Here is a 24,327-nt window from a genome sequence, read left to right on the forward strand (position 1 = left end):
TGGGGAGACCGATCAGCCGGGGCCTGGGATTGTTCTTTCTTCGGGGGAAGATGAAAGAACGGGCCAGAAGACGTTTGAGGGGGGACAGAAGGTTCTGGCCGTTGCCTCGACTGACAATGCCTAATCTGCCTTGTGAATAGGGCAGGAAAACAGGCCGCATAGGGCCATTTGAGGGCGAATTATGGTCAAAAAGGGGCATAGGAACCCGTAAACCCTTGATAGCGATATAGCCAATAATGATCTATCCTGAAGATTGTCCGGCTCCGCATTGGCAGAAACACGCCAATCCGGAATGACGCATGCAACTGCATTCCCTTCCGGCACCCGTACCCTGTTGCCTTCTGTGCCAACGCAGACCGGACACCCGCACCACACAGACCCGGAAAAACCGGGCGCGCGCAACGTCCTGACCGGCTGCATCATTTGCAGAAAGCACATGGAATTGGCAAACCGCTTATTTAGGCGGGATAATACAGATCTCCATGCGCGGGCCGGCCCCATGCGTCCCATGATGCATCAAGGAGATGTCCATGCCCCCGTCCAAAGAGCCAAAAGACAAAGCAGACACCACAAATCCGCTCGCTAGCCCCCGTCACGTTCCGCGATGTGCCGCGTTAATCGGCCCCTATTCCAGTGGCAAGACCAGCCTGTTTGAAAGCCTTCTTCCCGCGACAGGTCGAGTACATCGCAAGGGGTCCGTTCGTGATGGCACGACAATCGGCGATGCAACAGCCGAGGCACGCGAACGGCAAATGAGCACCGAAATGACGGTTGCCCAAACCCGGTATCTTGACGAGGAATGGCATTTTATCGATTGCCCCGGCTCGGTTGATTTTGCACAGGATTCCCGTGAAGCCGCGATGATATGCGATGTTGCCATCGTGGTTGTCGAACCCGACCCGACACGCGCCATGATCGCCGCACCGATCCTGAAATTTCTGGATCGCAACCGTATTCCGCATCTGATTTTCATCAATAAAACCGATCATAGCGGCATTCGCCTGCGCGATAGCCTTGATGCGCTGCAATCAATCTCGGAGCGTCCGCTTGTGCTCCGTGAAATTCCGATCCGCGACGGCAAGGGGCCGGACGATACGATAACCGGTTTCGTCGATGTCGTTTCCGAACGGGCCTATCAATATCTGGAAGGACAACCTTCAAAACTGATCACTCTGCCCGCCAACGCCAAAGAACGCGAAGCCGAGGTCCGGGATGGATTGCTCGAGGCACTTGCCGATTTTGACGACAATCTGCTTGAACAAATCCTTGAAGATCAGACACCGGCAAGAGAAACGATCTATGACAATCTTGAACGTGATCTGGCCAAGGATTTGATCGTTCCGGTGTTCTTCGGGTCAGCCGAACATGACCACGGCATCATTCGATTGTTAAAGGCATTGCGTCACGAAGCGCCGAATGCCGATGTGTGCGCTCATCGTCTGGGCGTTGAACCGCAAGGCGAGGTTACTGCTGTCCAGATTTTCAAAACCGTTCATCTGCCCCATGCGGGGCGGTTTTGTTATGGGCGGATCCTTTCGGGGCAGGTAAAGAACGGCGACACACTTGGTCGCGACAAGATCGCAGGCATGTGTCAGGTATTTGGCGACAAGCACGAAAAGCTCGATATCGGTACATTTGGCAGCATCGTCGGCCTGCCGCGAATTGATCATCTGCGCACCGGTTCGCTGTGCACAGCCGATGGCGAGATGGATAGTCTTTGGCCAGATCCCCTGCCCCCGCTTTATGAAACCGGACTGGAAGTCACCAAGCCCGGCGATGACGTCAAACTAACCGAAGCATTACGCCATCTGTGCGAACAGGACAGGTCGCTGTCGTTCGTTCATAGCGACGATACCGGACAACTTGTATTGCGGGGCCATGGCGATATTCACCTTCAGGTCGCACTCGCCCAGCTTCGCACCCGCTATCACCTTGAAATCGAAACCAGACCGGTTGAAACCGCCTATCAGGAAACCGTGCGCAAGCCGGCACAGGCGCGGGGTCGCTATAAAAAGCAGACTGGCGGACATGGGCAATTTGGCGATGCCCAGATCGAACTGAAACCTCTTGGACGCGGCGAAGGTTTTTCATTCAATGAACGGATCGTCGGCGGTGCCATTCCCCGGCAATACATCCCCGCTGTCGAAAAGGGGGTGCGCGATGCCATGCGTTCCGGGCCGCTTGGTTTTCCGGTGGTTGATATCGCGGTCGAACTGGTTGACGGGTCCTATCACGCGGTTGACAGTTCCGATCAGGCATTTCAGATGGCCGGGCGCATTGCCATCGCCGATGCGCTTAAGGAAGGGGAGTCGGTTCTGCTTGAACCCATCGAAAGATACGCGATTTCGATCCCGTCGGAATTCACATCCAAGGCCCAGCGGCTGGTCAGCACCCGGCGCGGTCAGATCCTTGGTTTCAGTGCCAAGGATGGCTGGCAGGGATGGGACGAAATTGATGTCCAAATGCCCGCATCCGAAACCGGCGATATGGTGATGGAGCTACGATCACTGACACAGGGAACGGGCTTTTTCACGCGAAGTTTCTCGCACATGCAGGAACTTGCAGGCAAGCAGGCCGACATGATCGTCAGCGCCCGACAAAAACCACATAAAAAGTAATAGAATTGATCTATCGCTAATCATTAAACTATTGATTGGCGTAAAGTTTTCCAATCGTTGATACTCTGTGCAAACAAAGAGCTAACCTTCGGGCATGTGCCCCTTTTACCGGAGTGAAAACATGCAGATTGATATCGGAATCAATGAAACCAACCGCACTGCGATCGCCGACGGCCTTGGCCGCGTTCTGGCAGATTCTTATGCGCTGTATCTCAAAACCCATAACTTCCATTGGAACGTGACCGGCCCGATGTTCCAGACCCTGCACACCATGTTCGAAGAACAATATACCGAACTGGCCATGGCGATTGACGAAGTTGCCGAACGTATTCGTTCGCTGGGCGCATTTGCCCCGGGCAGTTTTTCGGCTTATGCCAAACTCTCGTCGATCCCGGAAGAAACCGGTGTGCCTGCCGCCAAGGACATGATCACACAACTGGTCGAAGGCCATGAAACCGTGATCAAGACCGCGCGTTCGCTTTATCCGATCTGTGACTCGTCAGACGATGATGCCACTGCCGACCTCCTGACCGCACGCATTCAGGTCCACGAAAAAACCGCATGGATGTTGCGCTCCCTGCTGGAAAGCTAAGACGAGAACGTCGTGTTCAAAACAAAGGCCCGGAAATCCATCCGGGCCTTTTTCATATCCGGTGAAGCCAACCGAACACTATCCACGCAGCAAAGGATCAATCCGGCGCGCCGCATGCAGGACGGCGAAGTCGTGCCCGTGCGGTGCCGCAATCATCAATGCCCCCGGCGCAACGCCGTCACCAGCCGGAACCGGGATTGAAATGGCGCAGGCATCCGAAAGGTTCAGATAGGATGTGTTGCGCAACATCATCGCATTCAAACGGTCAAAGTCGGCTTCGACTTCGGCGATCTTGGGTGCCATCATTGGCAATGTCGGTGAAATCATCACATCGACATCCGCCATGGCCGAACTGAACATCGCAATCACGTCGGTTCGCTTGGCATAGGCATCAATCAGGTCTGCCGCACTGAGGGTATCAGCAAAACGCATCCGGTTAAGCACACGCAGATCGCCACAGGTTTCAAGCGCCTTGAAATCCTGTGAATAGATTTTGTGCGCTTCTGCCGCGACAAGAATTTTGTTGATCACCGCATTCTCGGCCAAAAAGCCCAGATCAATCTCGATCAACTGATGTCCGGCATTTGCCAGCTTTTTGCAAACCGCATCAAAATCCGCCCGCACCCGGTCATCAAGATCATTAACAAAGGCATGAACCGGCACACCGATTTTGATCGGGGCGGGTTTGCCATCCTGTGCGGGCAAGGTTTTGCCCGCCATGACTTCAAACGCGGTAATCGCGGTTTGCAGATCACCGGCAAGCGGCCCCGCCGTGTCAAAACTTTTGGCCAACGGATGAATGCCTTCACCCGACATCCACAAACGGCTGGGCTTATAGCCATAAAGCCCGTTGATCGCCGACGGAATGCGAACCGATCCGCCGGTATCGGTGCCAAGTGCAATATCGGCCAGACCAAGTGCAACCGTCAATGCACCGCCCGATGTCGAGCCGCCCGGAATGCCTTCGGGGTCAAACACATTGCCCGGCGTACCGTAATGCGGGTTAAGCCCGACACCGGAATAGGCAAATTCGCTAAGTGCTGTACGACCATACGGCACCGCACCGGCGGCCTTGATGCGCGCGATGACTTCGCAATCCCGCGTTGCTGCCGGACGCCCCTGCAACAATTTTGATGCGGCCGTGGTGGTAACACCGGCCTCGTCATAAAGGTCCTTTACCGAAACCAGCATACCGGCCAACGGCAGGGCCGTTGCCGATTGCGCCACGCGTTCCTCGGCCGCGTCGGCATCACGCAAAATGCGGTCGCGGTCAAACTCGGTGAAAATCCTGGCTGCCAAATCACCCAGTTGATCCACCTTATCAATCGCTGCCTTTGCCTTGTCGATGATCGCGCCCATCGGGCTGCCTCCGTCACGTTCTGATTTTTATGGAAATTTTCTGAAACCGAGCCTAGGCGATTTCAAGCAGTTCAACAATGTCATAGCTGTGTGTAATGCTCAGCTCCCGCACCGGATCATGCATTGTCATTTTAAACGAACGTGCCGGGCGCACCCCGCCCTTCGCACCAAAAGTTCCGCACAGCATCACAGCCGCCTTGCCATTGGCCCCTGCCGCCTTTAGCCCCGCCCCTTCGATCAGATCGGAAAGCGGACGGATTGACGCAATCGTGCCTTCCTGATAGGGAACCCATTCATCACTGTCGCCTTCACGGATCCAGGATTTCAGTTCGATCTGTTCCAGATGGTCCGCAACATCGTCAAACTTCCAGATCGCATCAGCAACCGGCTTGGCACAAATCTGCTTTGACAGTGCAACCGAATGGGCTTCAAGTTCCCGGTCGGTATGATCCGATGCCAGTCCAAGATACAGAACACCGTCCTTTGAAATCACCAGCGGCTCGACCTCGCCTGAGGTGCCTTTGCCAACCACCTCAATCAGCGGGGACTGGGTCAGCATGCCAAACGATGTGCGGTAATAAAGCGGCACGGTCGATGGTGGCTTGACCCCGATGGCGGCCAGTTCGTCAATGTGATGCTGGATCGCCTTGGCATCGCGGCCGGTCCATCCGGCAACCGTGCAATGACCGATTTCAAAGCTGACTTCATTGCCATCAAGGGTAAAATTCATCTGCATTTGCTCTATCCCAATTCTAATTTTTACGAATTTTGCGCGCATTGGGCGGTTGCGGACCGGTTTCCCGGTCCGCCCCGAAGGCACAAAAGATCAAGTCATGATGCGTGTTGTCGCGCGTGTTTATCCCGACCGGATCAAAGGATGTCGGGCAGGAACAGGGCGACGGACGGCATCGCGACAAGCAGGGCGATCATGGCAAGCATCACCAGAACAAACGGGATGGTGCCCAGCATCACTTCGGACAATCGGCCCGATTTGCGTGCGCCCTGCACGACGTAAAGGTTAAGTCCGACAGGCGGTGTGATCAAAGCCATCTCGATCAGAACAATCAGAAGAATGCCAAACCATACCTTGTCAAACCCCATGCCGGTCATGATCGGCACAATGATCGGAATGGTTGCCACCATCAGCGACAGGGTTTCAATGAAGAAACCAAGCACGATGTAAAGCAGGATCACGACCATCAATGTGCCCATCGGTGACAGGTTCAAACCGGTCAGAAGGTCTTTAAGTTCCCGTCCCATGCCTGCGGCGGTCAGGGTAAAGTTCAGGAAATAGGCACCGATAATCACCAGCATGATCATCGCGGTGATCCGAACCGTGCCATACAGGCATCTTTCCATCATTTCGCGCGAAACACCGCGATTGAAGGCCGCGATCAGCATCGCAATTGCCACACCGACAGCAGCCGATTCTGTCGGGGTTGCCCAACCGGCATAGATCGACCCGATCACTACCAGGAACAGAACCAAAATCGGCAAAAGATGCTGCAGGCTGCCGATGCGTTCCGACCAGGTGAATGAACGGCTTGTGCCGCCAAGGGTCGGCTTGATCTTGCACAGGATCGCCGTAACCATCATGAAGGCCACCGCCATCAGAAGCCCCGGGATCAATCCGGCAAGGAAAAGACGCGGGATCGATGTTTCGGTCAGGAAGCCATAGACGATCAGGTTGATCGATGGCGGGATCATGATGCCAAGCGTCCCGCCCGCGGCAATCGCGCCGGAAAACAGTTTGGGATCATATCCAAGCTTTTCGGCCTGCGGCATGGCAACGGTTGCCACCGTCGCCGCCGTCGCAACAGACGACCCCGACGTTGCCGAAAACATCGTTGCCGTGCCGATATTGGCGTGGATCAAGCCACCGGGAAGCCACGAAAACCATTTATCAAGGGCTTCATAGGTGCGTTCGGCAATGCCACCACGCACCAGAATTTCGCCCAGCAGCACAAAGAACGGAATGGCGATCAGGGTCGATGAATTCGACGATGACCAGACCACCTGCCCCAGCCCGCGCAACAGCGGGAAAGGCGAAAACAGCTGATCAACCCCGAACCCCAAAAGGAACAGAACAATCCCGACCGGAATGGACAGGGCGAGAAGCCCCAGAAGCGATGCGGTAACGGTAAAGATCATGCTTCCAACTCCAGCTCGGAGCGGGCACCAACAAGCGCATCGGCCTGCTCAAGGTTACGCTTGGCCAGAAGCGACAATGTCAGGATCACCAGAACACTTGAACACACGGCAAACCATATCCAGCCGGAAAGCCAGATCGATTGTGGTATCCATAACGGTGTTTCAAGCGGGGTATTGGCGCGTGATCCGCGTTCAATCGTCTTTTGCAGAACCGGCCAGCTTTGAACGGCAATAACAATCGATGTTCCGGCAAGGGCGATGATCGCAAGAAGATCAAGCATTGCCTTGCCACGCTGGCGCAGGCGCAGACGAATAAGGTCAATACGCACATGCGCCAGTTCCGTCAGGGCATAAGACATGCCCCAACTGGCGACGCCGGCCATCACATATCCCGATATTTCATCAGCACCCCCAAAGGAAATACCGACTTCACGCAAAAGAATATCTGCGATGATCAGGACCACGCAGCTTGTCAGAACAAGTCCGACAAACAACGCGATCATACGGTTAATGCGGCGGATGGCCGCAATCAATGAGGTAGTCACGGTTGCGGCCTCCTCCGGCTGGTTTACTGCTTAGCTCAGAGGTACGGTAACACCGACGGCTTTACCAACCGTTTCGTTCCAGCGCGTAACCCACTCCGCACCTGCACGTTCAGCCCATTCCGGCAAGACAACAGTGGTCAGGATTTCCTTGGCCTTGGCAAGATCGGCATCAGATGCCTCAACCAACGTCATGCTCGCCGGATCACCCGCGGGGCAGGTTCCATTACCGGTAAGGCACGCAATATCGGCTTCAAGCGCACCGGCGGCTGCGGCCCATGCCGGGGCTTCGAACTTGGAATTGACTTCGTCGGTAATCAGTTTCTGCATTTCCGGCGACAGGCTGTTCCACTTGTCAAAATTCATCGCCGTTACAACCGGATCCCAGCCACCAAGCGGAATGGTCATAAGGTGGTCGGAAACTTCCCACCAACCCGCACTGTATCCCGAACCAGCACCGGTAACGGCACAATCAATCACACCACGTTCAAGCGCGCCCGGTACTTCGGAAAACGCAACATTCACACCGTTGGCACCCAGCGCCTCAAGGAACTTGGTGGTCATGCGCCCCGAACCACGAACCTTTTTGCCTTTAAGGTCTTCAAGCGAGGTCACATCACCTTTGCAGAAAACGACCTGCGGCGGGTATGGCGCAACGGCCAGAACCTTGGAATTGAAACGTTCCTTGAAAATATCCTCGACCATCGGGCGGGCAGCTTCAACCATCGCCTTTGCCTCTTCGGCGGTGTTGGCAACCAGCGGCACGTCAAGACCTTCAAGTTCCGGAGCATCGCCAACCGCATAATCGGCAACCGTCATACCAACATCGAAAACGCCGTCATTCAGAATACGAAAAACGTCGCCGCCGCCGATACCCATCTGATCATGGGTGGTCATCTGGACATTGATGTCGCCGTTTGATGCGGCGGGCAGTTCTTCGGTCCAGAACGGTGTTTCAAACTGCTTGTTCAGCGGCAGGCTGCTCCAGCTGCCGACAACCGAAAGGTCTTCGGCAAAGGCAGGGGTTGCCATCATGCCCGCACCAAGGGCAGAAACGGCAAGTAACGAAGATACTGTCTTTTTCATGAGATGGTCCTCTCTGATAGCTAGGTTTTATTTGTGATTTCAGGCGGTCTTTGTCTGCAGTGAAAATTCCGCGGCTTCTGCCAGGACATCCGTCACCAGCATCAGACCGGGTTCATGCGTGATGGCAAGGTCCGGCAAAACATTGCGGATCGCCATTTGCGGCGTAACGCCACAGGCCCAGAAAACCGGGATATCCCCCTCGTCCACGACAGGTTCGTCGCCGAAGTCCGGCTTCATGAGATCGGAAATGCCAATGCTGGCCGGATCGCCAATATGAACCGGCGCACCATGCGCCAGGCGATAACGATCGGAATAAAGGATGGCACGGATGGCATCGGATGGTTTGAAGGACCGCATCGAAACCACCAGCGGGCCATGGAAACGCCCGGCCGGGGTGGTGGCAATATTGGTCACATACATCGGAACGTTCCGATTGGCGTCCATATGACGCAGTGGCACACCACTGCGCGTAATCGCCGCCTCGAACGAAAATGAACAACCGAGAACAAAGGTCACCAGATCATCGCGCCAGACTGCACTCAGATCGGAAACACTGTTAAAATCAGTCGTGCCACGAAACACACGATAGCCCGGCAGATCGGTACGAATATCAAGATCGGCGCCAAGTTCCGGAATATACGGCGAACCCGGTTCGGACATGCCGATCAATGGGCAGGATTTCGGGTTTTTGGCACAAAATTTAAGGAACTCGTCGGCATAGCTTGCCGGCAGGATCGCAAGATTGCCCTGCAGATACCCGGATGCATAGCCGGTGGTGGTGCCCCGATGTTTTCCGGAACGGATTGCGTGTCGCAAAGCCAGCGGCGATATCGTCGATGCAGATTCCGAAACGGTCGTCGGGGAACAAGATGCGCTTTTTGTCGCGTTCATTTATTCGGTCCTGTTCTCAGCCTCGCAACAAGCTTGAGAAACTCAACCGATCTTGTCAAGAAATCATTTTAGTCAATTTATGATCTAATTTAACGATCAGTTTGATCGAACAATCTGGCCGCCTCAATCACCGCCTCGCCAATTTCACGATTGCGTTCCGGGTAATAACTGATCACAAAATGAAGGTCGGTCAGCCGGGCTTCTTCCTGCACCGGGATTGCCTTAATATGTTCATCCCAAACGGAATTTGTGACCATCAGGGACGGCAGAACCCCGATCCCGAAACCTCCGCCGACAAGGTGTTTTACGGTCGAAAGTGACGCCGATCCATGTAATGCTGGCTGCGAAATATCGGGCGCGGAAAAGATGCTTTCGACCTCGCGAAACGGGGGTGTTCCCTTTGGGAAGGTGACAATAGCATGCTCGGCAAGCTCCGCCAGCGACATCGGATGGTCGGGTAATTCCATCGATCCGGTGCAATACCAGCCCAGTTGAACCGGCTTCAGGGCCGCGGCAACCGCCCCCTGTGGCACCGATTCCCGCAACATGATCGCAACGTCAAGCGCATCATCGGCCATGGTCATCGCCAATTGGCCGGATGTATCAACCGACAATTCGAAACGCACCTTTGGGTAATCGTCTTTCAGCTTGTTCAACATGTCGGTCAGGATCGTATGAACGATGGTTTCAGCAACACCGATACGAACCGTGCCGCTCAGTTCCCCCGGATGGGTCAATTCCTGCCAGATACGATCGCGTGCACGCGATAAACGCTGCGCCTCTTCAAGAAACCGAAGACCAGCCGCCGTCAAACGCACCTGCCGGTTGGATCGATCAAACAGCATGATACCCAGCTTTTTCTCAAGTGCGGAAACCCGCGATGAAATTGCCGACTGGGACAGATCGTATTTCTGGGCCGCGGCCCGAAAGCCGCCTGCCTTCACGATGTCCTGTAAAATCTCGATATCCTTGAATTCAAACACGTTTTCGTTTCCCAAATAGCAACTGCATCGTCGATCCTGTCAGCCGGATCGTTTGATTTATGATCACAATACCCTGCAACCGATCATCTGGCACGATCAATCCGTTGCGATTTTTCTATCGTATGCAGAACAAAGCGCACCAATGGCCGCTTCGAACACATTTCCGGCTTCACCGCCCCCTCACCGAGGCGTTACTTGCCCGAAGCACCTTTTCCTTAGACATTGGGAATACGCCAGATTGGAGGGTTAGATGCTGATACGCCGCAAGAAGGGTTGGGAAATCGCCGAACGCGATGCAACCCCGCAATCCATTTACAAGAACCGTCGTCAGTTCCTGAAAGGCATTGCCGCAGGATCCATCGGCGCGGCGGCAACCAGCCTGCCGATCGGTCGCGCTTTGGCCCAAGGATCCGATCCAACCGCCGATCTTTATCCGGCGATGCGCAATCCGGCCTATGTCGTTGATCGCGCCATTACCGATAAATCCAAGGCGCTGACCTATAACAACTTCTATGAATTCGGATCGCACAAATTCATTTCCGACGCGGCCCAGGCGATGAAAATCCGCCCATGGACAGTCAAGATCGACGGCATGGTCGAAAAACCGATTGAAATCGATTTTGATGATCTGGTGCGCAAAATGCCGCTGGAAGAACGCGTTTATCGCTTCCGCTGCGTCGAAGCCTGGGCGATGACCGTGCCCTGGACCGGTTTCCCGATGAAGGCGCTGGTCGATTATGCCAAACCACTTTCAGGCGCAAAATACATCGAAATGCAAACTGCGGAACAAAAGGACACCATGCCGGGCCTGCGGCAGTTCTGGTATCCATGGCCCTATATCGAAGGCCTGACAATTGAAGAAGCCACCAATGAACTTGCGATGATCGCAACCGGCATATACGGCGAACCGCTTCCAAAACAGAACGGCGCACCGCTGCGTCTGGTTACCCCGTGGAAATACGGCTTCAAGAACGTTAAATCGATTGTCCGCTTCACCTTCACCGACAAACGCCCGGTCAGTTTCTGGGAACAGCTTAACGACGGAGAATACGGCTTTTGGGCCAATGTGAACCCCAAAGTCCCACATCCCCGCTGGAGCCAGGCACAAGAACGCCTGCTGACCACGGGTGATGAAGTCCCGACACAGATTTACAATGGCTATGGCCAGTATGTTGCCGATCTTTACAAGGGCATGGAAGACGAAAAGCTGTTCATGTAATTGTCCTTCCCACCCACTCGGAAAAACCAACAAGGCCCGAAACCTGCGAGTGTTCCGGGCCTTGTTTTCGTTAATCAATATTACATCAAATCAGGGGCCGCTGCGCCGACGGCCTTTGTATTTCGGCTTGTTGGCCGATTTCGATCCCGGCCCGATGGTTCCAATGCTGCGTGCCATCGGCCCGGCATCAGCAAGGCCCAATTCCTGATCCTCAAGCCGCTTGATCTCGTCACGCAGGCGTGCTGCTTCCTCGAACTCAAGGTTCCCGGCGGCTTCACGCATCCGTTTTTCAAGGTCTTCGATATGCGCACGCAGATTGTGCCCGATCAGGACATCACCCGAAACGCCGGTATCGACCGTGACGTAATCATGCTCGGCAACGCTTTCCAGAACATCGCGGATTTTGCTGCGCACCGATTCTGGCGTGATGCCATTGGCCTCGTTATAGGCAATCTGCTTTTCGCGGCGGCGGTTGGTTTCGCCAATCGCATATTCCAGACTGTCGGTCATCTTGTCGGCATAAAGCAAAACCCGGCCATCAATGTTACGCGCTGCGCGCCCTATGGTCTGCACCAGTGATGTTTTCGACCGAAGGAAACCTTCCTTGTCCGCATCCAGAATCGCAACAAGCGCACATTCCGGGATGTCCAAGCCTTCGCGCAAAAGGTTGATGCCGACCAGAACATCAAACACGCCAAGCCGCAAATCGCGAATGATCTCGATGCGTTCAAGCGTATCGATATCCGAATGCAGATACCGGACCCGCACACCATGTTCATGCAGATATTCGGTCAAATCCTCGGCCATGCGCTTGGTCAGCGTCGTAACCAGAACACGCTGCCCCTTCGCCGCACATTCCTTGGCCTCGGCCAACAGGTCATCGACCTGCGTTTCAACCGGGCGGATAATACAAACCGGGTCAATCAGGCCGGTTGGGCGGATGACCTGTTCGGCAAACACACCGCCGGTGCGTTCCATTTCCCAGTTGCCCGGCGTTGCCGAGACAAACACGCTTTGCGGGCGCATGGCTTCCCATTCCTCGAATTTCAGTGGACGGTTATCCACGCAACTCGGCAGGCGGAAGCCATGTTCGGCCAGGGTGAATTTGCGATTATAGTCGCCCCTGAACATGCCACCGATCTGCGGCACGGCAACGTGACTTTCATCAACAAACAGCAACGCATTTTCCGGCAGATATTCAAACAATGTCGGCGGCGGCTCGCCGGGATTACGTCCCGAAAGCCAACGGGAATAGTTTTCGATCCCCTTGCAGTGGCCCACGGTTTCCATCATTTCCAGATCGAACATTGTACGCTGTTCGATCCGCTCGGCCGCCAGAAGCTTGCCTTCCTGCTGGAACTGCGCAAGCCGGTCTTTCAGTTCCTGTTTGATGCCAGCCATCGCCTGTACCAGTGTCGGACGAGGCGTGACATGGTGCGAATTGGCATAGACAGTGACCGAGTCCATGGTGGCAAACTTATGCCCGGTCAGCGGATCAAATTCCGCCAATTCCTCGACCTCATCACCAAACATTGAAACACGCCATGCGCGATCCTCGGCGTGGGCCGGAAAGATTTCCAGAACATCCCCGCGCACCCTGAATGTCCCGCGCGAGAATGCGGCGTCGTTACGGGTATATTGCAACTCGACCAGCCGCTTCATGATCAGGTTGCGATCAACCTCATCGCCCACCGCAATCCGCTGCGTCATTTCTAGGTAGGTTTCAACCGCACCGATACCGTAGATGCAGGAAACAGATGCCACGATGATACAGTCGTTGCGTTCAAGGATCGCACGCGTCGCCGCATGGCGCATCCGGTCGATCTGCTCATTGATCGAACTATCTTTTTCGATATAGGTGTCCGAGCGTGGGATATAGGCTTCAGGCTGGTAATAGTCGTAATAGGATACGAAATACTCTACCGCGTTTTCCGGGAAGAACGCCTTCATCTCTGAATAAAGCTGTGCCGCCAGCGTCTTGTTCGGCGCAAGAACAAGGGCGGGGCGCTGCGTTTTGGCAATAATGTTGGCCATGGTAAAGGTCTTGCCCGACCCGGTCACACCCAGCAACACCTGATCGCGTTCTTCGCTATTGATCCCGTCCATCAGCTCGGCAATCGCCTTTGGCTGATCACCTGCGGGCTCATAATCGGTCACCAGTTTGAATTCGTGCGATCCCGCAACCGGCGGGCGACGTTTCAGCAAGAATTCAGGTAAGCCATACATCGGCGCATTCATCGGACTGATCCCTTTTTGGACATGACCATAGTTATAGGCCACCGCGACAACATCGCAACCCCCGGCCCTGACAACTGCTGTCAGCAGTTGTCAGGAGACGTCAGGACAAAAAACGCCGGAACAGGCATCGAACCATCGCGTTAAAACGTCATGACTTTCGGATCGGATGCCATGATGGGCCGTTTTCATCCCAAAGAACCCGCAAAAGGCGCGAAACTGCCTTGAATTGCTTTAAACACGGGCGTAGGGTCCGAACCGAAAGAAAGCGATTCTTTCTATTTCATTTCATTCCAGGGAAACAGACCAATGGCGTTTATTGCCGACCGTTTGAGCCGTATCAAACCCTCTCCTACCATTGCTGTCACCACCAAGGCTGCCGAACTCAAGGCTGCCGGCGTTGATGTGATCGGCCTTGGCGCAGGCGAGCCGGATTTCGATACCCCCGACAACATCAAAGACGCCGCCAAAGCAGCCCTTGATGCTGGCAAGACCAAATATACTCCGGTCGCTGGTACTCCGGAACTGCGCAAGGCGATTGTCGCGAAGTTCAAACGTGAAAATGACCTGGAATACACTATCGACGAAATCACCGTCGGTTGCGGTGGCAAACAGACGCTTTTCAACGCGCTGTTCGCAACGCTGAACCCGGGTGACGAAGTCATCATTCCGGCACCGTACTGGGTGTCCTATCCGGATATGACCCTGATGGCCGAAGGCGTTCCGGTTGTTGTTGAATGCCAGGAAGAAAACGACTTCAAAATCACGGCCGCCGAACTCGAAGCCGCGATCACGCCGAAAACCAAATGGGTTGTTCTGAACTCGCCGTCAAACCCGACCGGTGCGGCCTATTCACGTGCCGAACTGCGCGCGATTGCCGATGTTCTGCTCAAACATGAAAATGTCTGGGTCATGTCCGACGACATGTACGAACATCTCGTCTATGACGGTTTCGAATTCACCACCATTGCACAGATCGAACCGAAACTGAAATCGCGTACCCTGACCTGTAACGGTGTGTCGAAATCCTATGCCATGACCGGCTGGCGTCTTGGTTATGCTGCGGGCCCGGTTGAACTGATCAAGGCGATCAACAAGGTTCAGTCGCAGTCCAGCACCCATACCTCTTCGATCAGCCAGGCCGCATCGGTCGAAGCCCTGAACGGTCCGCAGGACTTCCTGAAAGAACGCGCCGAAGTGTTCAAGGAACGTCGCGATCTGGTCGTTAAGGCCATGAATGAATGCGAAGGTCTCTCCTGCAAAAAGCCGGAAGGCGCGTTTTACGTCTATCCGTCCTGCGCAGGCACGATTGGCAAGAAAACTCCGGACGGCAAAGTGATCGAAACCGATACCGATTTCGTGACCTACCTTCTCGAAGCCGAGGGTGTTGCCGCGGTTCAGGGTTCGGCATTCGGTCTTGCACCGTATTTCCGCATTTCCTATGCCACCTCGACCGAAGCACTGACCGAAGCATGCGCGCGCATTAAACGTGCCTGTGCTGCGCTGAAATAAGCCGGTTTTTCGATCACGGAAAATTCGTTGGGGCCCGGCACTTGCCGGGCCCTGTTTTTTTGTCCATTATCCAATTCAACATTTACGCACTGAATTACCGATAAATCGGACATATCATGCAAAACGAGAATTTCTACGTTACCGTGGACGGCATCAGCCTGTCCTGTCAGCGGATCATACCAACCAATGTCAGGCCCGATGCGCCAACGATCCTGTTCCTGCACGAGGCACTCGGCACCATCCGCATGTGGCGCGATTTCCCGGCAAGGCTCGCCACCGCAACCGGCCATCCGGTGATTGTCTATGAACGGCGTGGGCACGGCAAATCCGACCCGCACGGCCCGGACGACATCCCCCGCCCTGTCGATTTCCATAACACGGAAACCGATATCTATCTGCACGGACTGATCAGTGGACTTGGCCTTGATCGGCCGATCCTGTTTGGACACAGCGACGGGGCGACCATCGCGCTTAAATATGCCGCCCGCTTCCCAAACAATGTCCGCGCCGTCATCAGCGAAGCCGCACATGTTTTTGTCGAGGACGTCACGATTGCCGGGATCAACGAAGCGGCATCGATCTATGCCAAGACTGACTGGAAATCAAAACTCGAACGGCACCATTTCTTCCAGACCGATGCTGTATTCCGTGCCTGGGTCGATACATGGCGCCAACCGACCTTCCGCGACTGGCAGATGATTGACGAACTGCCCAACATCACCTGCCCGCTTCTGGTCATTCAGGGGAATGACGACCAGTTCGGCAGCGACGAGCAGGTCCATATCATCTGCGACAAAGTCAGCGGCACTGCAACCAAGATGATCCTTGCCGATTGCGGCCATATCCCGCATTTCGATCAGCCCGATCAGATCATTGATGCCAGCCAAAAGTTGCTTCGCCAGATCGAACCGGTTACGGCCTGATCAAACAAAAAAGCCCCGCCTGCATGATGCAGCGGGGCTTTTCGAATGATAGACTGAGTTTGGTGCACCCGACTTATTCAGCCAACGCATCCTCGGCATCCAGCACAACCGCGACCGCATGGATCACCGATGCAATGCGCACCGCATTCTGAACGGTTTCTTTTTTGATCCCGGCGGCTTTCAACACTTTCTCGTGGCTGTCGATGCACATGCCGCAGCCGTTGATCGCGGAAACCGCAAGCGAGAACAGCTCGAAATCGGCTTTATCAATGCCCGGCTTGCCGATGATGTTCATGCGCAGGCGTGCGGGCATGGTGGCATATTCGGGTTCGGACACAAGGTGCGTAAAACGATAATAGATATTGTTCATACCCATGATCGCAGCCGCACCCTTGGCTGCCTGAAACGCTTCGTCGCTCAGCTTGTTTTTGGCTTCGGCGGCAACGGCTTTCAAAAGCTTCGCGTTCCGCGATGCATAGGCGCACGCAAGCGCGGTGCCGTAAACCTGCTGATCGGTCATACCAGGGTTGTTGGCAAGACTGCTAAGGTTCAGCTTCAGATCCTTGGCATAGTCCGGCATGACGTCTTTGATTTCGGAAATGGAAGACATTGAAGCACCCCCTTTTGACTGAAGAATGAAATTCAAAACTGAAAAATGCCCGCAGCCATCGTGCACACCGCAAGTCTTGCGGGTACGTGGATTAATTTCACCGATGGACTGAAAGCGGATCCGGGCCAAAGCCCGGATCCAAATCGGTCTGGAAAACCTTAAAGGGTTGCTTCACCCTGGTTCCAGTTGCACGGGCAGAGTTCGTCAGTCTGCAGCGCGTCAAGAATACGCAGGGCTTCCTGCGGGTTACGACCAACCGAAAGGTCGTTGACCTGAACGTGACGGATGATGTTGTCCGGATCGATGATGAAGGTCGCACGCAATGCAACGCCTTCGCCTTTCGCCAGAACACCAAGCGCGTTCGAAAGTTCTTTTTTCTCGTCAGCCAGCCAGACGAACGGGCTGTCGCCCAGGTCTTCGTGGTGGGTACGCCATGCGGCATGGACGAAATCGGTATCGGTCGAGCAACCAAGCAGAACCGCATCACGGTCTTCGAAGTCACCGTTCAGTTCACCGTAACCAACGATTTCGGTCGGGCAAACAAAGGTGAAGTCTTTCGGCCAGAAGAACAGAATCTTCCATTTGCCTTCATAGGACTTGTCGGTAACCGGTGCGAAGCTGTCCGGACCTTTGCCCGAAACGCCGGTAAGATTGAATTCTGGAAGCGTATCGCCAACTGTAAGCATTTTGGTTACTCCTAACCTTGGTTCAAATTTATCCCAGAGACGGTCCCCGACAGACCGTACAAATTTTGTTCGCAAGTGCAATAATGCACTCCTTGCTGGCGATTTGTAGTTAAATGAACTAACTAAGACCAATAGAATTAATTTCGATGTTCGATAGGAAAAATTTATGGCTGCCCAACCCAGCATCAAGCAGCTCAAATATCTGGTCGCATTGTCGGAAACCGGCCATTTTGGCCGTGCTGCCGAGGCATGCTTTATCACCCAACCCAGCCTGTCGGCTGCCATCAGCGAGCTTGAAAACCTGCTTGGCGCCCAGTTGGTGGAACGCAACAAGCGTCAAGTCCTGATCACCCCGCTTGGCCGCGAGGTTGTTTCGCGGGCGCGAAATATCCTGCACGAAGTTGATGAACTGACCATGATGGCGCAGTCGGCAACCGAACCGCTTTCAGGCCCGATCAATTTTGGCGTGATCCCGACAATCGGCCCCTATCTTCTGCCCGATGTCATGAACCGCCTTAAATCCGGTTTCCCGAAATTGCAGCCCTTCCTGCGCGAAGACCAGACAGCCAAGCTTGTCGAACTTCTTGCAGCCGGGAAACTCGACATTGCCCTGATCGCCCTGCCGATCGAGGAAAACTGGCTCGAGGAAATGGACCTGTTCGAAGACAGGTTCGTTTTTGCCTGCAGCCCCGACAATCCGCTGACACGCAAAAAGAAAATCGATATCGCTGATATCAAGGATGAAAAGCTTCTGCTTCTTGAAGACGGTCATTGTCTGCGCGATCAGGCACTGGAAGTCTGTCAAAAAGCCGGCTGGAGCAAATCCGCCGATTTCCAGGCTAACAGCCTGTCGACACTGGTTCAGATGGTCGTTGCCGGTATCGGTGCCACCCTCCTTCCGGAAATGTCGCTGGAGGTGGAGGCGCGTCGACCCGACTCGCTTGCCATTCTTCCGTTCCAGAACCCGGTTCCTGTTCGTCGTATCGGGCTGGTCTGGCGGCGCAGTTCGGCACGTAAAAAAGAATTCCGCCAGTTGGGAACATATTTGCGCAACACACTTGAAACCTGCGAACGATCGCATGTCGCCTGATTGTGCAGTGACTCCCTGCATTTTTGGGGAAAGCCACGGGACCGGACGATAACCTATGCTGCCGATCAAGGATAACAACCCGACAACCATCACCCCATGGGTGACATATGGCCTGATTGCCGTAAATGTCGTCGTGTTCCTGTTAACCGTATCCCTTGCGCCGCAAAGCCAGTTTCAGGTCAATCTGCAATATGGTGCCATCCCGGCTATCCTGTTCGGGCATGCCCAGTTGCCCCCGCAGCTTGCGGTTTTTCCACCGGGCTTTGAGCTCCTGTCGATCTTTAGCGCCATGTTCATGCATGGCGGCTGGATGCATATTGGCGGCAACATGTTGTATCTTTGGGTGTTCGGCAATAATGTCGAAGACGCCATGGGGCATTTCCGGTTTTTGGTGTTTTACCTTGTCTGCGGTATTGCTGCCGCACTTGGTCATGGCCTGCTGGATACAACATCACAAATCCCGATGATTGGCGCATCCGGCGCACTGGCTGGGGTACTCGGTGCATATTTCCTGCTGTTTCCCAAGGCGCGGGTTCTGGTCTGGTTTTTCTGGGTGTTTATCTTTTACGTCCCGGCGGTCGCCGTCCTTGGCCTCTGGATCGGGATGCAGTTTGTCAATCTGTCGAGCGGAGCCGAACAGGGCGTTGCCATTCTGGCTCATATTGCCGGTTTCTTTGCAGGTTTGGTACTGATCCCGTTTTTCAAATATCGCCATATCCCCCTTTGGCAGGGTGGCCCGAAACAGGTTCCGGTTTTTGGTGTTTACCGTCCGGGGCGCAAGGGCAATGCAACCAATACCGCCCCTCCACCCTGGGCCGCTGCCTACGAGGCTGAACGTGCGGCACGCCGCGAACGGATGAAACGCGCCGGGCGCGGGCCATGGGGTCGTGCAGGCGAAACCAATACCGACAAATCCCCATGGGGCCGGTATCAGCCGCCGAAGCCACAATCCAAACCCGGTGTTGGCGTACCGAAAGTTACGCGCTTGCATCGCGGAGATGAACCCGACAATACTTGACCGAAATCTATCATTCGAACCGGGGAACGATCATGCGCGCCGCTTTTTTCACCGAATATCAGGGTCCTGTCGAAGTTCAGAAACTCGACGACCCCACTCCGGAAAATGGCGGCGTTGTCATCAAGGTCATGGCAACCGGCCTTTGCCGCAGCGACTGGCACGGCTGGATGGGACATGATTCCGATGTCAAACTTCCCCACGTTCCCGGCCATGAATTTGCAGGCACCATCGAAGCGGTTGGCAAGGATATCAAACGCTGGAAAGTTGGTGATCGGGTCACGGTCCCATTCGTGTCGGGCTGCGGTCATTGCCCGGAATGTCACAGCGGCAATCATCAGGTCTGCGATCATCAGTTCCAGCCGGGCTTTACCCATTGGGGAAGCTTTGCCGAATATGTCGCGATTGATTATGCCGATACCAATCTGGTGCGCCTGCCCGAAGAAATGGATTTCGCCACCGCCGCCAGCCTTGGCTGTCGTTTTGCAACCAGTTTCCGTGGCGTGATCGATCAGGGCAAAGTCAGTGCCGGTCAAGTTGTTGCCGTGCATGGCTGCGGCGGCGTCGGACTTTCGGCGATCATGATTGCCGCGGCGGCCGGTGCGCGTGTCATCGCGGTTGATATCGACGATGCCAAGCTTGACCTTGCCCGCGAACTTGGCGCAATAGATATCCTGAACGCCAAAAACTGTGATGACATTCCGTCAGCGATCAGGGATTTGTCCGACGGCGGGGCGCACGTCTCCGTTGATGCCCTCGGCAGTGCGATCACCAGCTTCAATTCGGTGTCATCTTTACGCAAACGCGGCAAGCATATCCAGATCGGACTCATGACCGGTGATCATGCTCATGCCCGCGTTCCGATGGATCGCGTTGTCGCCCACGAACTTGAAATCCTTGGCAGTCACGGCATGCAGGCATTCCGCTATGACGCGATGATCGACATGATCATGACCGGAAAACTCGCACCGCAAAAACTGATCAGGGATCGAGTCACCCTAGCCGAGGGCGCAACGGCCTTGATGAATATGGATAATTTCGTCAGCACCGGCGTGACCGTGATCGACCGCTTCTAACACCAATATTGAATATGACAGGCGCCCCGCAGTATAGCCGCACACTTTAGAATGCTTATAATTTAAGACTGATCGCTTTTATTATATTATTGGTTGAATGCATTCCGGTTCGTCCTTACGTTCCTTGTGGGTATTTAAATAACTCACAAGAGAACACCGGCTTTCGCAGGGGATACAAAGTGCGAAAGAAACGGTTTCCAGCCTGCAAAGAGAGGGAACCGATGACAGATATTCAAACAATGGATTCCGGCACGCGGCGCAAAACCGAATTGCGCTGTTTTATTCTGCTGGCCGTTGTCTTGGCCCCGGTGCTGGCGGTTGCGCTGGTCGGTGGGCTTGGATTTTCAATCTGGATTTATCAGATGTTTGCCGGACCTCCTGGACCACCGATGTAACATCGGGGAACGTCGCCATGTCATCCGCACCGAAAGTTGCCAGTCGGCGTGCTTTCTTTTCCGGTCTGCGCGGCTTGAATGCAGACACGGGCGGAACGCAAACGCCAATGGTTATCCGACCTCCCTGGGCCTGGCAGTTTGATGAAAGCTGCACTGCCTGCGGGGACTGTATTCCTGCATGCCCGGAAAACATCATCGCCATCGGCAAGGGTGGCCTGCCGGAAATTGATTTTGGAAAGGGCGAATGCACTTTTTGTGATGCCTGTGCCGATGCCTGTTCCGAACCGGTCTTTGATCGTTCGGTTACTGCCCCTTGGCATCTTGACGTTTCCGTAAGCAGCAAATGCTTTGCCGAAAATGGTGTCTATTGCCGTTCCTGCGGTGATGTCTGCCCGGAAAGTGCCATCCACATCATTCCGCAATTGGGCGGTCGCGCCCGCGTATTGATCGACGACGATCTTTGTACCGGCTGTGGTGCCTGTTTTAGCGCCTGTCCAGTTGATGCCATTTCAATCAAACCCGCAACGGAGATAGCCCATGGATGACAAAGTAGGCGTGATCTCCAGCATGATCATTCAGTCTCGCCCTGAAAATATGACAGCAATCAAGGCAGCACTTTTGAAAATGCCCGACACTGAAATCAGTGCCGATGATCCGTCCGGAAAAATCGTTGTCGTGATGGAAGCCGAAAGCGACCGACAGCTCGCAGACGGCATGAAAGAGATCGGCGACATCCCCGGTGTTCTGGGGGTTAACCTGGTCTTTCACCACAGTGAAAATGCCCAATAACAACCAATAATCCGTCTGACCTTTGGCTCGAGGAAATTAACAATGTTCAAGGCAAAGATATCCCGTCGCGATGCCCTGAAAGCAAAAGCCGCCGCAGTTGCCGCCGCGGCCGCCGGCATCAGCCTGCCCGCAGCGGCGCAAAATCTGGTCACCGATGCGGAACACACCCAACTGAAATGGTCAAAGGCCCCCTGCCGGTTCTGCGGCACGGGCTGTTCGGTCATGGTCGCAACCAAGGACAACCACGTGGTTGCTACCCATGGCGATGTCCTGTCGCCTGTAAACCGTGGTCTTAACTGCGTCAAAGGTTACTTCCTGTCAAAGATCATGTATGGCGAAGACCGCCTGACACAGCCGTTGCTACGTAAAAAGAACGGCGTCTATGACAAGAACGGCGACTTTACCCCCGTCTCATGGGACGAGGCTTTTGACGTTATGGCCGAAAAATGGAAGGCCGCACTCAAGGCAAAGGGGCCGACTTCTGTTGGCATGTTCGGGTCTGGCCAATGGACGGTCTGGGAAGGTTATGCCGCCTCCAAACTGATGAAGGCCGGTTTCCGGTCCAACAACCTTGATCCTAACGCACGTCATTGCATGGCGTCCGCCGTTGTCGGTTTCATGCGCACATTTGGCATGGACGAACCGATGGGGTGCTATGACGACATGGAAGCCGCCGATGCCTTTGTGCTTTGGGGATCAAACATGGCGGAAATGCACCCGATCCTCTGGACGCGTGTTACCGATCGCCGCCTGTCGGCACCGCATGTGAAAGTCGCGGTCCTGTCGACCTATGAGCATCGCTGCTTTGATCTTGCCGACATCCCGATGGTATTCAAACCGCAGACCGATCTGGCGATCCTGAACTATATCGCCAATCACATTATCCAGACTGACCGGGTCAATACCGACTTTGTCAACAAACACACGGTCTTCCGCCGCGGCAACACCGATATCGGTTATGGCCTGCGCCCCGAAGATCCGCGCGAACAGTCGGCCCAGAATGCATCCGATGCCGGTGGTTCGACCGACATGACATTTGACGAATTCGCCGAATTTGTGTCGGAATACACGCTTGATAAGGTCCATGAAATGACCGGCGTTCCCAAGGAACGCCTCGAAGCACTGGCCGAACTTTATGCCGATCCGAAAATCAAGGTCACGTCTTTCTGGACCATGGGCTTTAACCAGCATACCCGTGGGGTTTGGGCCAACAATCTGTGCTACAACATCCATCTTTTGACCGGTAAAATCGCCGAACCGGGCAATTCGCCCTTCTCGCTGACAGGGCAACCGTCGGCCTGCGGCACGGCGCGCGAAGTCGGCACGTTTTCCCATCGCCTGCCCGCCGATCTGGTGGTGACCAATCCGGAACACCGCAAACACGCCGAAGAAATCTGGAAACTGCCCGAAGGCACAGTTCCCGACAAAGTCGGCTATCATGCGGTACTGCAAAACCGCATGCTCAAGGACGGCAAGCTCAACGCCTACTGGGTCCAGTGCAATAACAACATGCAGGCCGCAGCCAACATGAACGAGGAAGGCTGGCCCGGATACCGCAACCCGGAAAACTTCATTGCCGTTTCAGACGTCTATCCGACTGTTACCTGTCAGGCCGCCGATCTGATCCTTCCCACCGCCATGTGGGTCGAAAAAGAAGGCTGTTATGGCAATGCCGAACGCCGCACGCATATGTGGCATCAGCTTGTCGATGCCCCGGGAGAAGCCAAATCCGATCTGTGGCAATTGATGGAATTTTCCAAACGTTTCGCCATCGAGGAAGTCTGGCCCGAAGAACTTCTGGCCAAGGCACCGGAACTGCGTGGTAAAACCATGTTTGACGTGCTGTTCCAGAACGGACAGGTCAACAAATTCCCGCTTGAGGATACCGCACCGGACTATAACAACGCCGAAGCCAAGCATTTCGGTTTCTACGTCCAGAAGGGCCTGTTTGAGGAATACGCAACCTTTGGCCGCGGCCATGGTCACGACCTTGCACCGTTCGATCGATATCACGAGGTTCGCGGTCTGCGCTGGCCGGTAGTCGACGGCAAGGAAACCCTGTGGCGGTATCGCGAAGGCTACGATCCCTATGTCACACCGGGGGCCGGTGTCGAATTTTATGGCCACAAGGATGGCAAGGCACGCATCTTCGCCCTGCCTTATGAACCCGCGGCCGAGAGCCCGGATGAAGAATATCCCTATTGGCTGTGCACCGGGCGTGTTCTGGAACACTGGCATTCCGGTTCCATGACTGAACGCGTGCCGGAACTGTATCGGGCCTTCCCCGATGCCCTTTGCTTCCTCCATCCCGACGACGCTGCCGAAATGGGTATGCGTCGCGGTGACGAGGTCCGGATAATTTCAAGACGTGGCGAAATGCGTACTCGTGTTGAAACACGCGGCCGCAACAAACCACCGCGCGGATTGATCTTTGTCCCGTGGTTCGATGCCAGCCAGTTGATCAACAAGGTCACGCTGGATGCAACCGACCCGATGTCCAAACAGACGGATTTCAAGAAATGCGCCGTCCGTCTGGAAAAGGTGTGAGGGAGGAA

The 24,327-nt window shown here is 54.8% G+C and carries 22 protein-coding genes; 12 read left to right on the top strand and 10 right to left on the bottom strand.

Annotated elements, in window-relative coordinates; all coding sequences use genetic code 11:
- The first annotated feature begins 530 nt into the window (after positions 1–530).
- Positions 531–2,618 (top strand): elongation factor G, encoded by a 2,088-nt coding sequence (locus J7395_RS01660; protein ID WP_209220330.1) that lies wholly within the window; start codon positions 531–533, stop codon positions 2,616–2,618.
- A gap of 121 nt (positions 2,619–2,739) precedes the next feature.
- Complete coding sequence (locus J7395_RS01665; protein WP_007089859.1) at positions 2,740–3,210, top strand: Dps family protein; 471 nt, start codon at positions 2,740–2,742, stop codon at positions 3,208–3,210.
- Between the two features lie 78 nt (positions 3,211–3,288).
- Here J7395_RS01665 and J7395_RS01670 read toward each other — a convergent pair whose 3' ends face one another.
- From J7395_RS01670 to J7395_RS01700, 7 genes are all read right to left on the bottom strand, one after another.
- On the bottom strand, positions 3,289–4,569 hold the full coding sequence (locus J7395_RS01670) for an amidase family protein (RefSeq protein WP_209220331.1): 1,281 nt from the start codon (positions 4,567–4,569) through the stop codon (positions 3,289–3,291).
- 52 nt (positions 4,570–4,621) lie between these two features.
- Entirely contained in the window at positions 4,622–5,305 is a 684-nt protein-coding gene (locus J7395_RS01675; RefSeq protein ID WP_247741920.1) for a DUF2848 domain-containing protein, read from the bottom strand.
- A 134-nt stretch (positions 5,306–5,439) separates the two neighbouring features.
- Positions 5,440–6,720: a TRAP transporter large permease gene (locus tag J7395_RS01680; protein ID WP_062960804.1), complete on the bottom strand. Its 1,281-nt coding sequence runs from the start codon at positions 6,718–6,720 to the stop codon at positions 5,440–5,442.
- Positions 6,717–7,265 (bottom strand): TRAP transporter small permease, encoded by a 549-nt coding sequence (locus J7395_RS01685; RefSeq protein ID WP_348541198.1) that lies wholly within the window; start codon positions 7,263–7,265, stop codon positions 6,717–6,719. The genes J7395_RS01680 and J7395_RS01685 overlap by 4 nt, the downstream gene beginning before the upstream one ends.
- 30 nt (positions 7,266–7,295) lie before the next feature.
- Positions 7,296–8,348 carry a TRAP transporter substrate-binding protein gene (locus J7395_RS01690; protein WP_209220333.1) on the bottom strand — a complete coding sequence of 351 codons (1,053 nt, stop codon included), beginning with the start codon at positions 8,346–8,348 and terminating at the stop codon, positions 7,296–7,298.
- A gap of 39 nt (positions 8,349–8,387) precedes the next feature.
- A complete protein-coding gene (locus J7395_RS01695) occupies positions 8,388–9,239 on the bottom strand; it encodes a putative hydro-lyase (RefSeq protein WP_209220334.1) in 852 nt (283 codons plus the stop codon).
- Positions 9,240–9,328: 89 nt separating this feature from the next.
- A complete protein-coding gene (locus J7395_RS01700) occupies positions 9,329–10,222 on the bottom strand; it encodes a LysR family transcriptional regulator (RefSeq protein WP_209220335.1) in 894 nt (297 codons plus the stop codon).
- Between the two features lie 250 nt (positions 10,223–10,472).
- Between J7395_RS01700 and msrP the strand changes: the two genes are divergently transcribed.
- Complete coding sequence (gene msrP / locus J7395_RS01705; RefSeq protein WP_062948003.1) at positions 10,473–11,441, top strand: protein-methionine-sulfoxide reductase catalytic subunit MsrP; 969 nt, start codon at positions 10,473–10,475, stop codon at positions 11,439–11,441.
- A 90-nt stretch (positions 11,442–11,531) separates the two neighbouring features.
- Here msrP and uvrB read toward each other — a convergent pair whose 3' ends face one another.
- Entirely contained in the window at positions 11,532–13,667 is a 2,136-nt protein-coding gene (uvrB, locus tag J7395_RS01710) for an excinuclease ABC subunit UvrB (protein WP_209220998.1), read from the bottom strand.
- A 318-nt stretch (positions 13,668–13,985) separates the two neighbouring features.
- Here uvrB and J7395_RS01715 point away from each other — a divergent pair, with 318 nt between their 5' ends.
- The gene (locus tag J7395_RS01715) at positions 13,986–15,188 is read left to right on the top strand and encodes an aspartate transaminase (RefSeq protein WP_062948005.1); all 1,203 of its coding nucleotides are present in this window, start codon (positions 13,986–13,988) and stop codon (positions 15,186–15,188) included.
- A 116-nt stretch (positions 15,189–15,304) separates the two neighbouring features.
- Positions 15,305–16,111 carry an alpha/beta hydrolase gene (locus tag J7395_RS01720; RefSeq protein ID WP_209220336.1) on the top strand — a complete coding sequence of 269 codons (807 nt, stop codon included), beginning with the start codon at positions 15,305–15,307 and terminating at the stop codon, positions 16,109–16,111.
- Positions 16,112–16,184: 73 nt separating this feature from the next.
- Here J7395_RS01720 and J7395_RS01725 read toward each other — a convergent pair whose 3' ends face one another.
- Both J7395_RS01725 and J7395_RS01730 read right to left on the bottom strand, forming a co-directional pair.
- Positions 16,185–16,721, bottom strand: coding sequence for a carboxymuconolactone decarboxylase family protein (locus tag J7395_RS01725; protein ID WP_209220337.1), 537 nt, complete (start codon positions 16,719–16,721; stop codon positions 16,185–16,187).
- Positions 16,722–16,879: 158 nt separating this feature from the next.
- Positions 16,880–17,407: a peroxiredoxin gene (locus J7395_RS01730; RefSeq protein WP_007090070.1), complete on the bottom strand. Its 528-nt coding sequence runs from the start codon at positions 17,405–17,407 to the stop codon at positions 16,880–16,882.
- A gap of 166 nt (positions 17,408–17,573) precedes the next feature.
- Here J7395_RS01730 and J7395_RS01735 point away from each other — a divergent pair, with 166 nt between their 5' ends.
- From J7395_RS01735 to napA, 7 genes are all read left to right on the top strand, one after another.
- Positions 17,574–18,497, top strand: coding sequence for a LysR substrate-binding domain-containing protein (locus tag J7395_RS01735; RefSeq protein WP_062948011.1), 924 nt, complete (start codon positions 17,574–17,576; stop codon positions 18,495–18,497).
- Positions 18,498–18,552: 55 nt separating this feature from the next.
- Positions 18,553–19,515: a rhomboid family intramembrane serine protease gene (locus J7395_RS01740; protein WP_209220338.1), complete on the top strand. Its 963-nt coding sequence runs from the start codon at positions 18,553–18,555 to the stop codon at positions 19,513–19,515.
- Positions 19,516–19,547: 32 nt separating this feature from the next.
- Positions 19,548–20,588: a zinc-dependent alcohol dehydrogenase family protein gene (locus tag J7395_RS01745; RefSeq protein ID WP_209220339.1), complete on the top strand. Its 1,041-nt coding sequence runs from the start codon at positions 19,548–19,550 to the stop codon at positions 20,586–20,588.
- 221 nt (positions 20,589–20,809) lie between these two features.
- Entirely contained in the window at positions 20,810–20,983 is a 174-nt protein-coding gene (napE, locus tag J7395_RS01750; protein ID WP_062948015.1) for a periplasmic nitrate reductase, NapE protein, read from the top strand.
- A 17-nt stretch (positions 20,984–21,000) separates the two neighbouring features.
- Complete coding sequence (gene napF / locus J7395_RS01755; RefSeq protein ID WP_209220340.1) at positions 21,001–21,528, top strand: ferredoxin-type protein NapF; 528 nt, start codon at positions 21,001–21,003, stop codon at positions 21,526–21,528.
- A complete protein-coding gene (locus tag J7395_RS01760) occupies positions 21,521–21,772 on the top strand; it encodes a chaperone NapD (protein WP_209220341.1) in 252 nt (83 codons plus the stop codon). Before napF ends, J7395_RS01760 begins: the two co-directional genes overlap by 8 nt.
- A 42-nt stretch (positions 21,773–21,814) precedes the next feature.
- On the top strand, positions 21,815–24,319 hold the full coding sequence (gene napA / locus J7395_RS01765) for a periplasmic nitrate reductase subunit alpha (RefSeq protein WP_209220342.1): 2,505 nt from the start codon (positions 21,815–21,817) through the stop codon (positions 24,317–24,319).
- The last annotated feature ends 8 nt before the right edge of the window (positions 24,320–24,327 follow it).

Source organism: Thalassospira sp. A3_1 (assembly GCF_017744215.1).
GTDB classification, from domain to species: Bacteria; Pseudomonadota; Alphaproteobacteria; order Rhodospirillales; family Thalassospiraceae; genus Thalassospira; species Thalassospira lucentensis_A.

Coding starts and splice junctions, on each gene's coding strand:
- J7395_RS01660 (WP_209220330.1), top strand. CDS start 531: ATGCCCCCGTCCAAAGAGCCAAAAGACAAAGCAGACACCACAAATCCG.
- J7395_RS01665 (WP_007089859.1), top strand. CDS start 2,740: ATGCAGATTGATATCGGAATCAATGAAACCAACCGCACTGCGATCGCC.
- J7395_RS01670 (WP_209220331.1), bottom strand. CDS start 4,569: ATGGGCGCGATCATCGACAAGGCAAAGGCAGCGATTGATAAGGTGGAT.
- J7395_RS01675 (WP_247741920.1), bottom strand. CDS start 5,305: ATGCAGATGAATTTTACCCTTGATGGCAATGAAGTCAGCTTTGAAATC.
- J7395_RS01680 (WP_062960804.1), bottom strand. CDS start 6,720: ATGATCTTTACCGTTACCGCATCGCTTCTGGGGCTTCTCGCCCTGTCC.
- J7395_RS01690 (WP_209220333.1), bottom strand. CDS start 8,348: ATGAAAAAGACAGTATCTTCGTTACTTGCCGTTTCTGCCCTTGGTGCG.
- J7395_RS01695 (WP_209220334.1), bottom strand. CDS start 9,239: ATGAACGCGACAAAAAGCGCATCTTGTTCCCCGACGACCGTTTCGGAA.
- msrP (WP_062948003.1), top strand. CDS start 10,473: ATGCTGATACGCCGCAAGAAGGGTTGGGAAATCGCCGAACGCGATGCA.
- uvrB (WP_209220998.1), bottom strand. CDS start 13,667: ATGTATGGCTTACCTGAATTCTTGCTGAAACGTCGCCCGCCGGTTGCG.
- J7395_RS01715 (WP_062948005.1), top strand. CDS start 13,986: ATGGCGTTTATTGCCGACCGTTTGAGCCGTATCAAACCCTCTCCTACC.
- J7395_RS01720 (WP_209220336.1), top strand. CDS start 15,305: ATGCAAAACGAGAATTTCTACGTTACCGTGGACGGCATCAGCCTGTCC.
- J7395_RS01725 (WP_209220337.1), bottom strand. CDS start 16,721: ATGTCTTCCATTTCCGAAATCAAAGACGTCATGCCGGACTATGCCAAG.
- J7395_RS01730 (WP_007090070.1), bottom strand. CDS start 17,407: ATGCTTACAGTTGGCGATACGCTTCCAGAATTCAATCTTACCGGCGTT.
- J7395_RS01735 (WP_062948011.1), top strand. CDS start 17,574: ATGGCTGCCCAACCCAGCATCAAGCAGCTCAAATATCTGGTCGCATTG.
- J7395_RS01740 (WP_209220338.1), top strand. CDS start 18,553: ATGCTGCCGATCAAGGATAACAACCCGACAACCATCACCCCATGGGTG.
- J7395_RS01745 (WP_209220339.1), top strand. CDS start 19,548: ATGCGCGCCGCTTTTTTCACCGAATATCAGGGTCCTGTCGAAGTTCAG.
- napE (WP_062948015.1), top strand. CDS start 20,810: ATGACAGATATTCAAACAATGGATTCCGGCACGCGGCGCAAAACCGAA.
- napF (WP_209220340.1), top strand. CDS start 21,001: ATGTCATCCGCACCGAAAGTTGCCAGTCGGCGTGCTTTCTTTTCCGGT.
- J7395_RS01760 (WP_209220341.1), top strand. CDS start 21,521: ATGGATGACAAAGTAGGCGTGATCTCCAGCATGATCATTCAGTCTCGC.
- napA (WP_209220342.1), top strand. CDS start 21,815: ATGTTCAAGGCAAAGATATCCCGTCGCGATGCCCTGAAAGCAAAAGCC.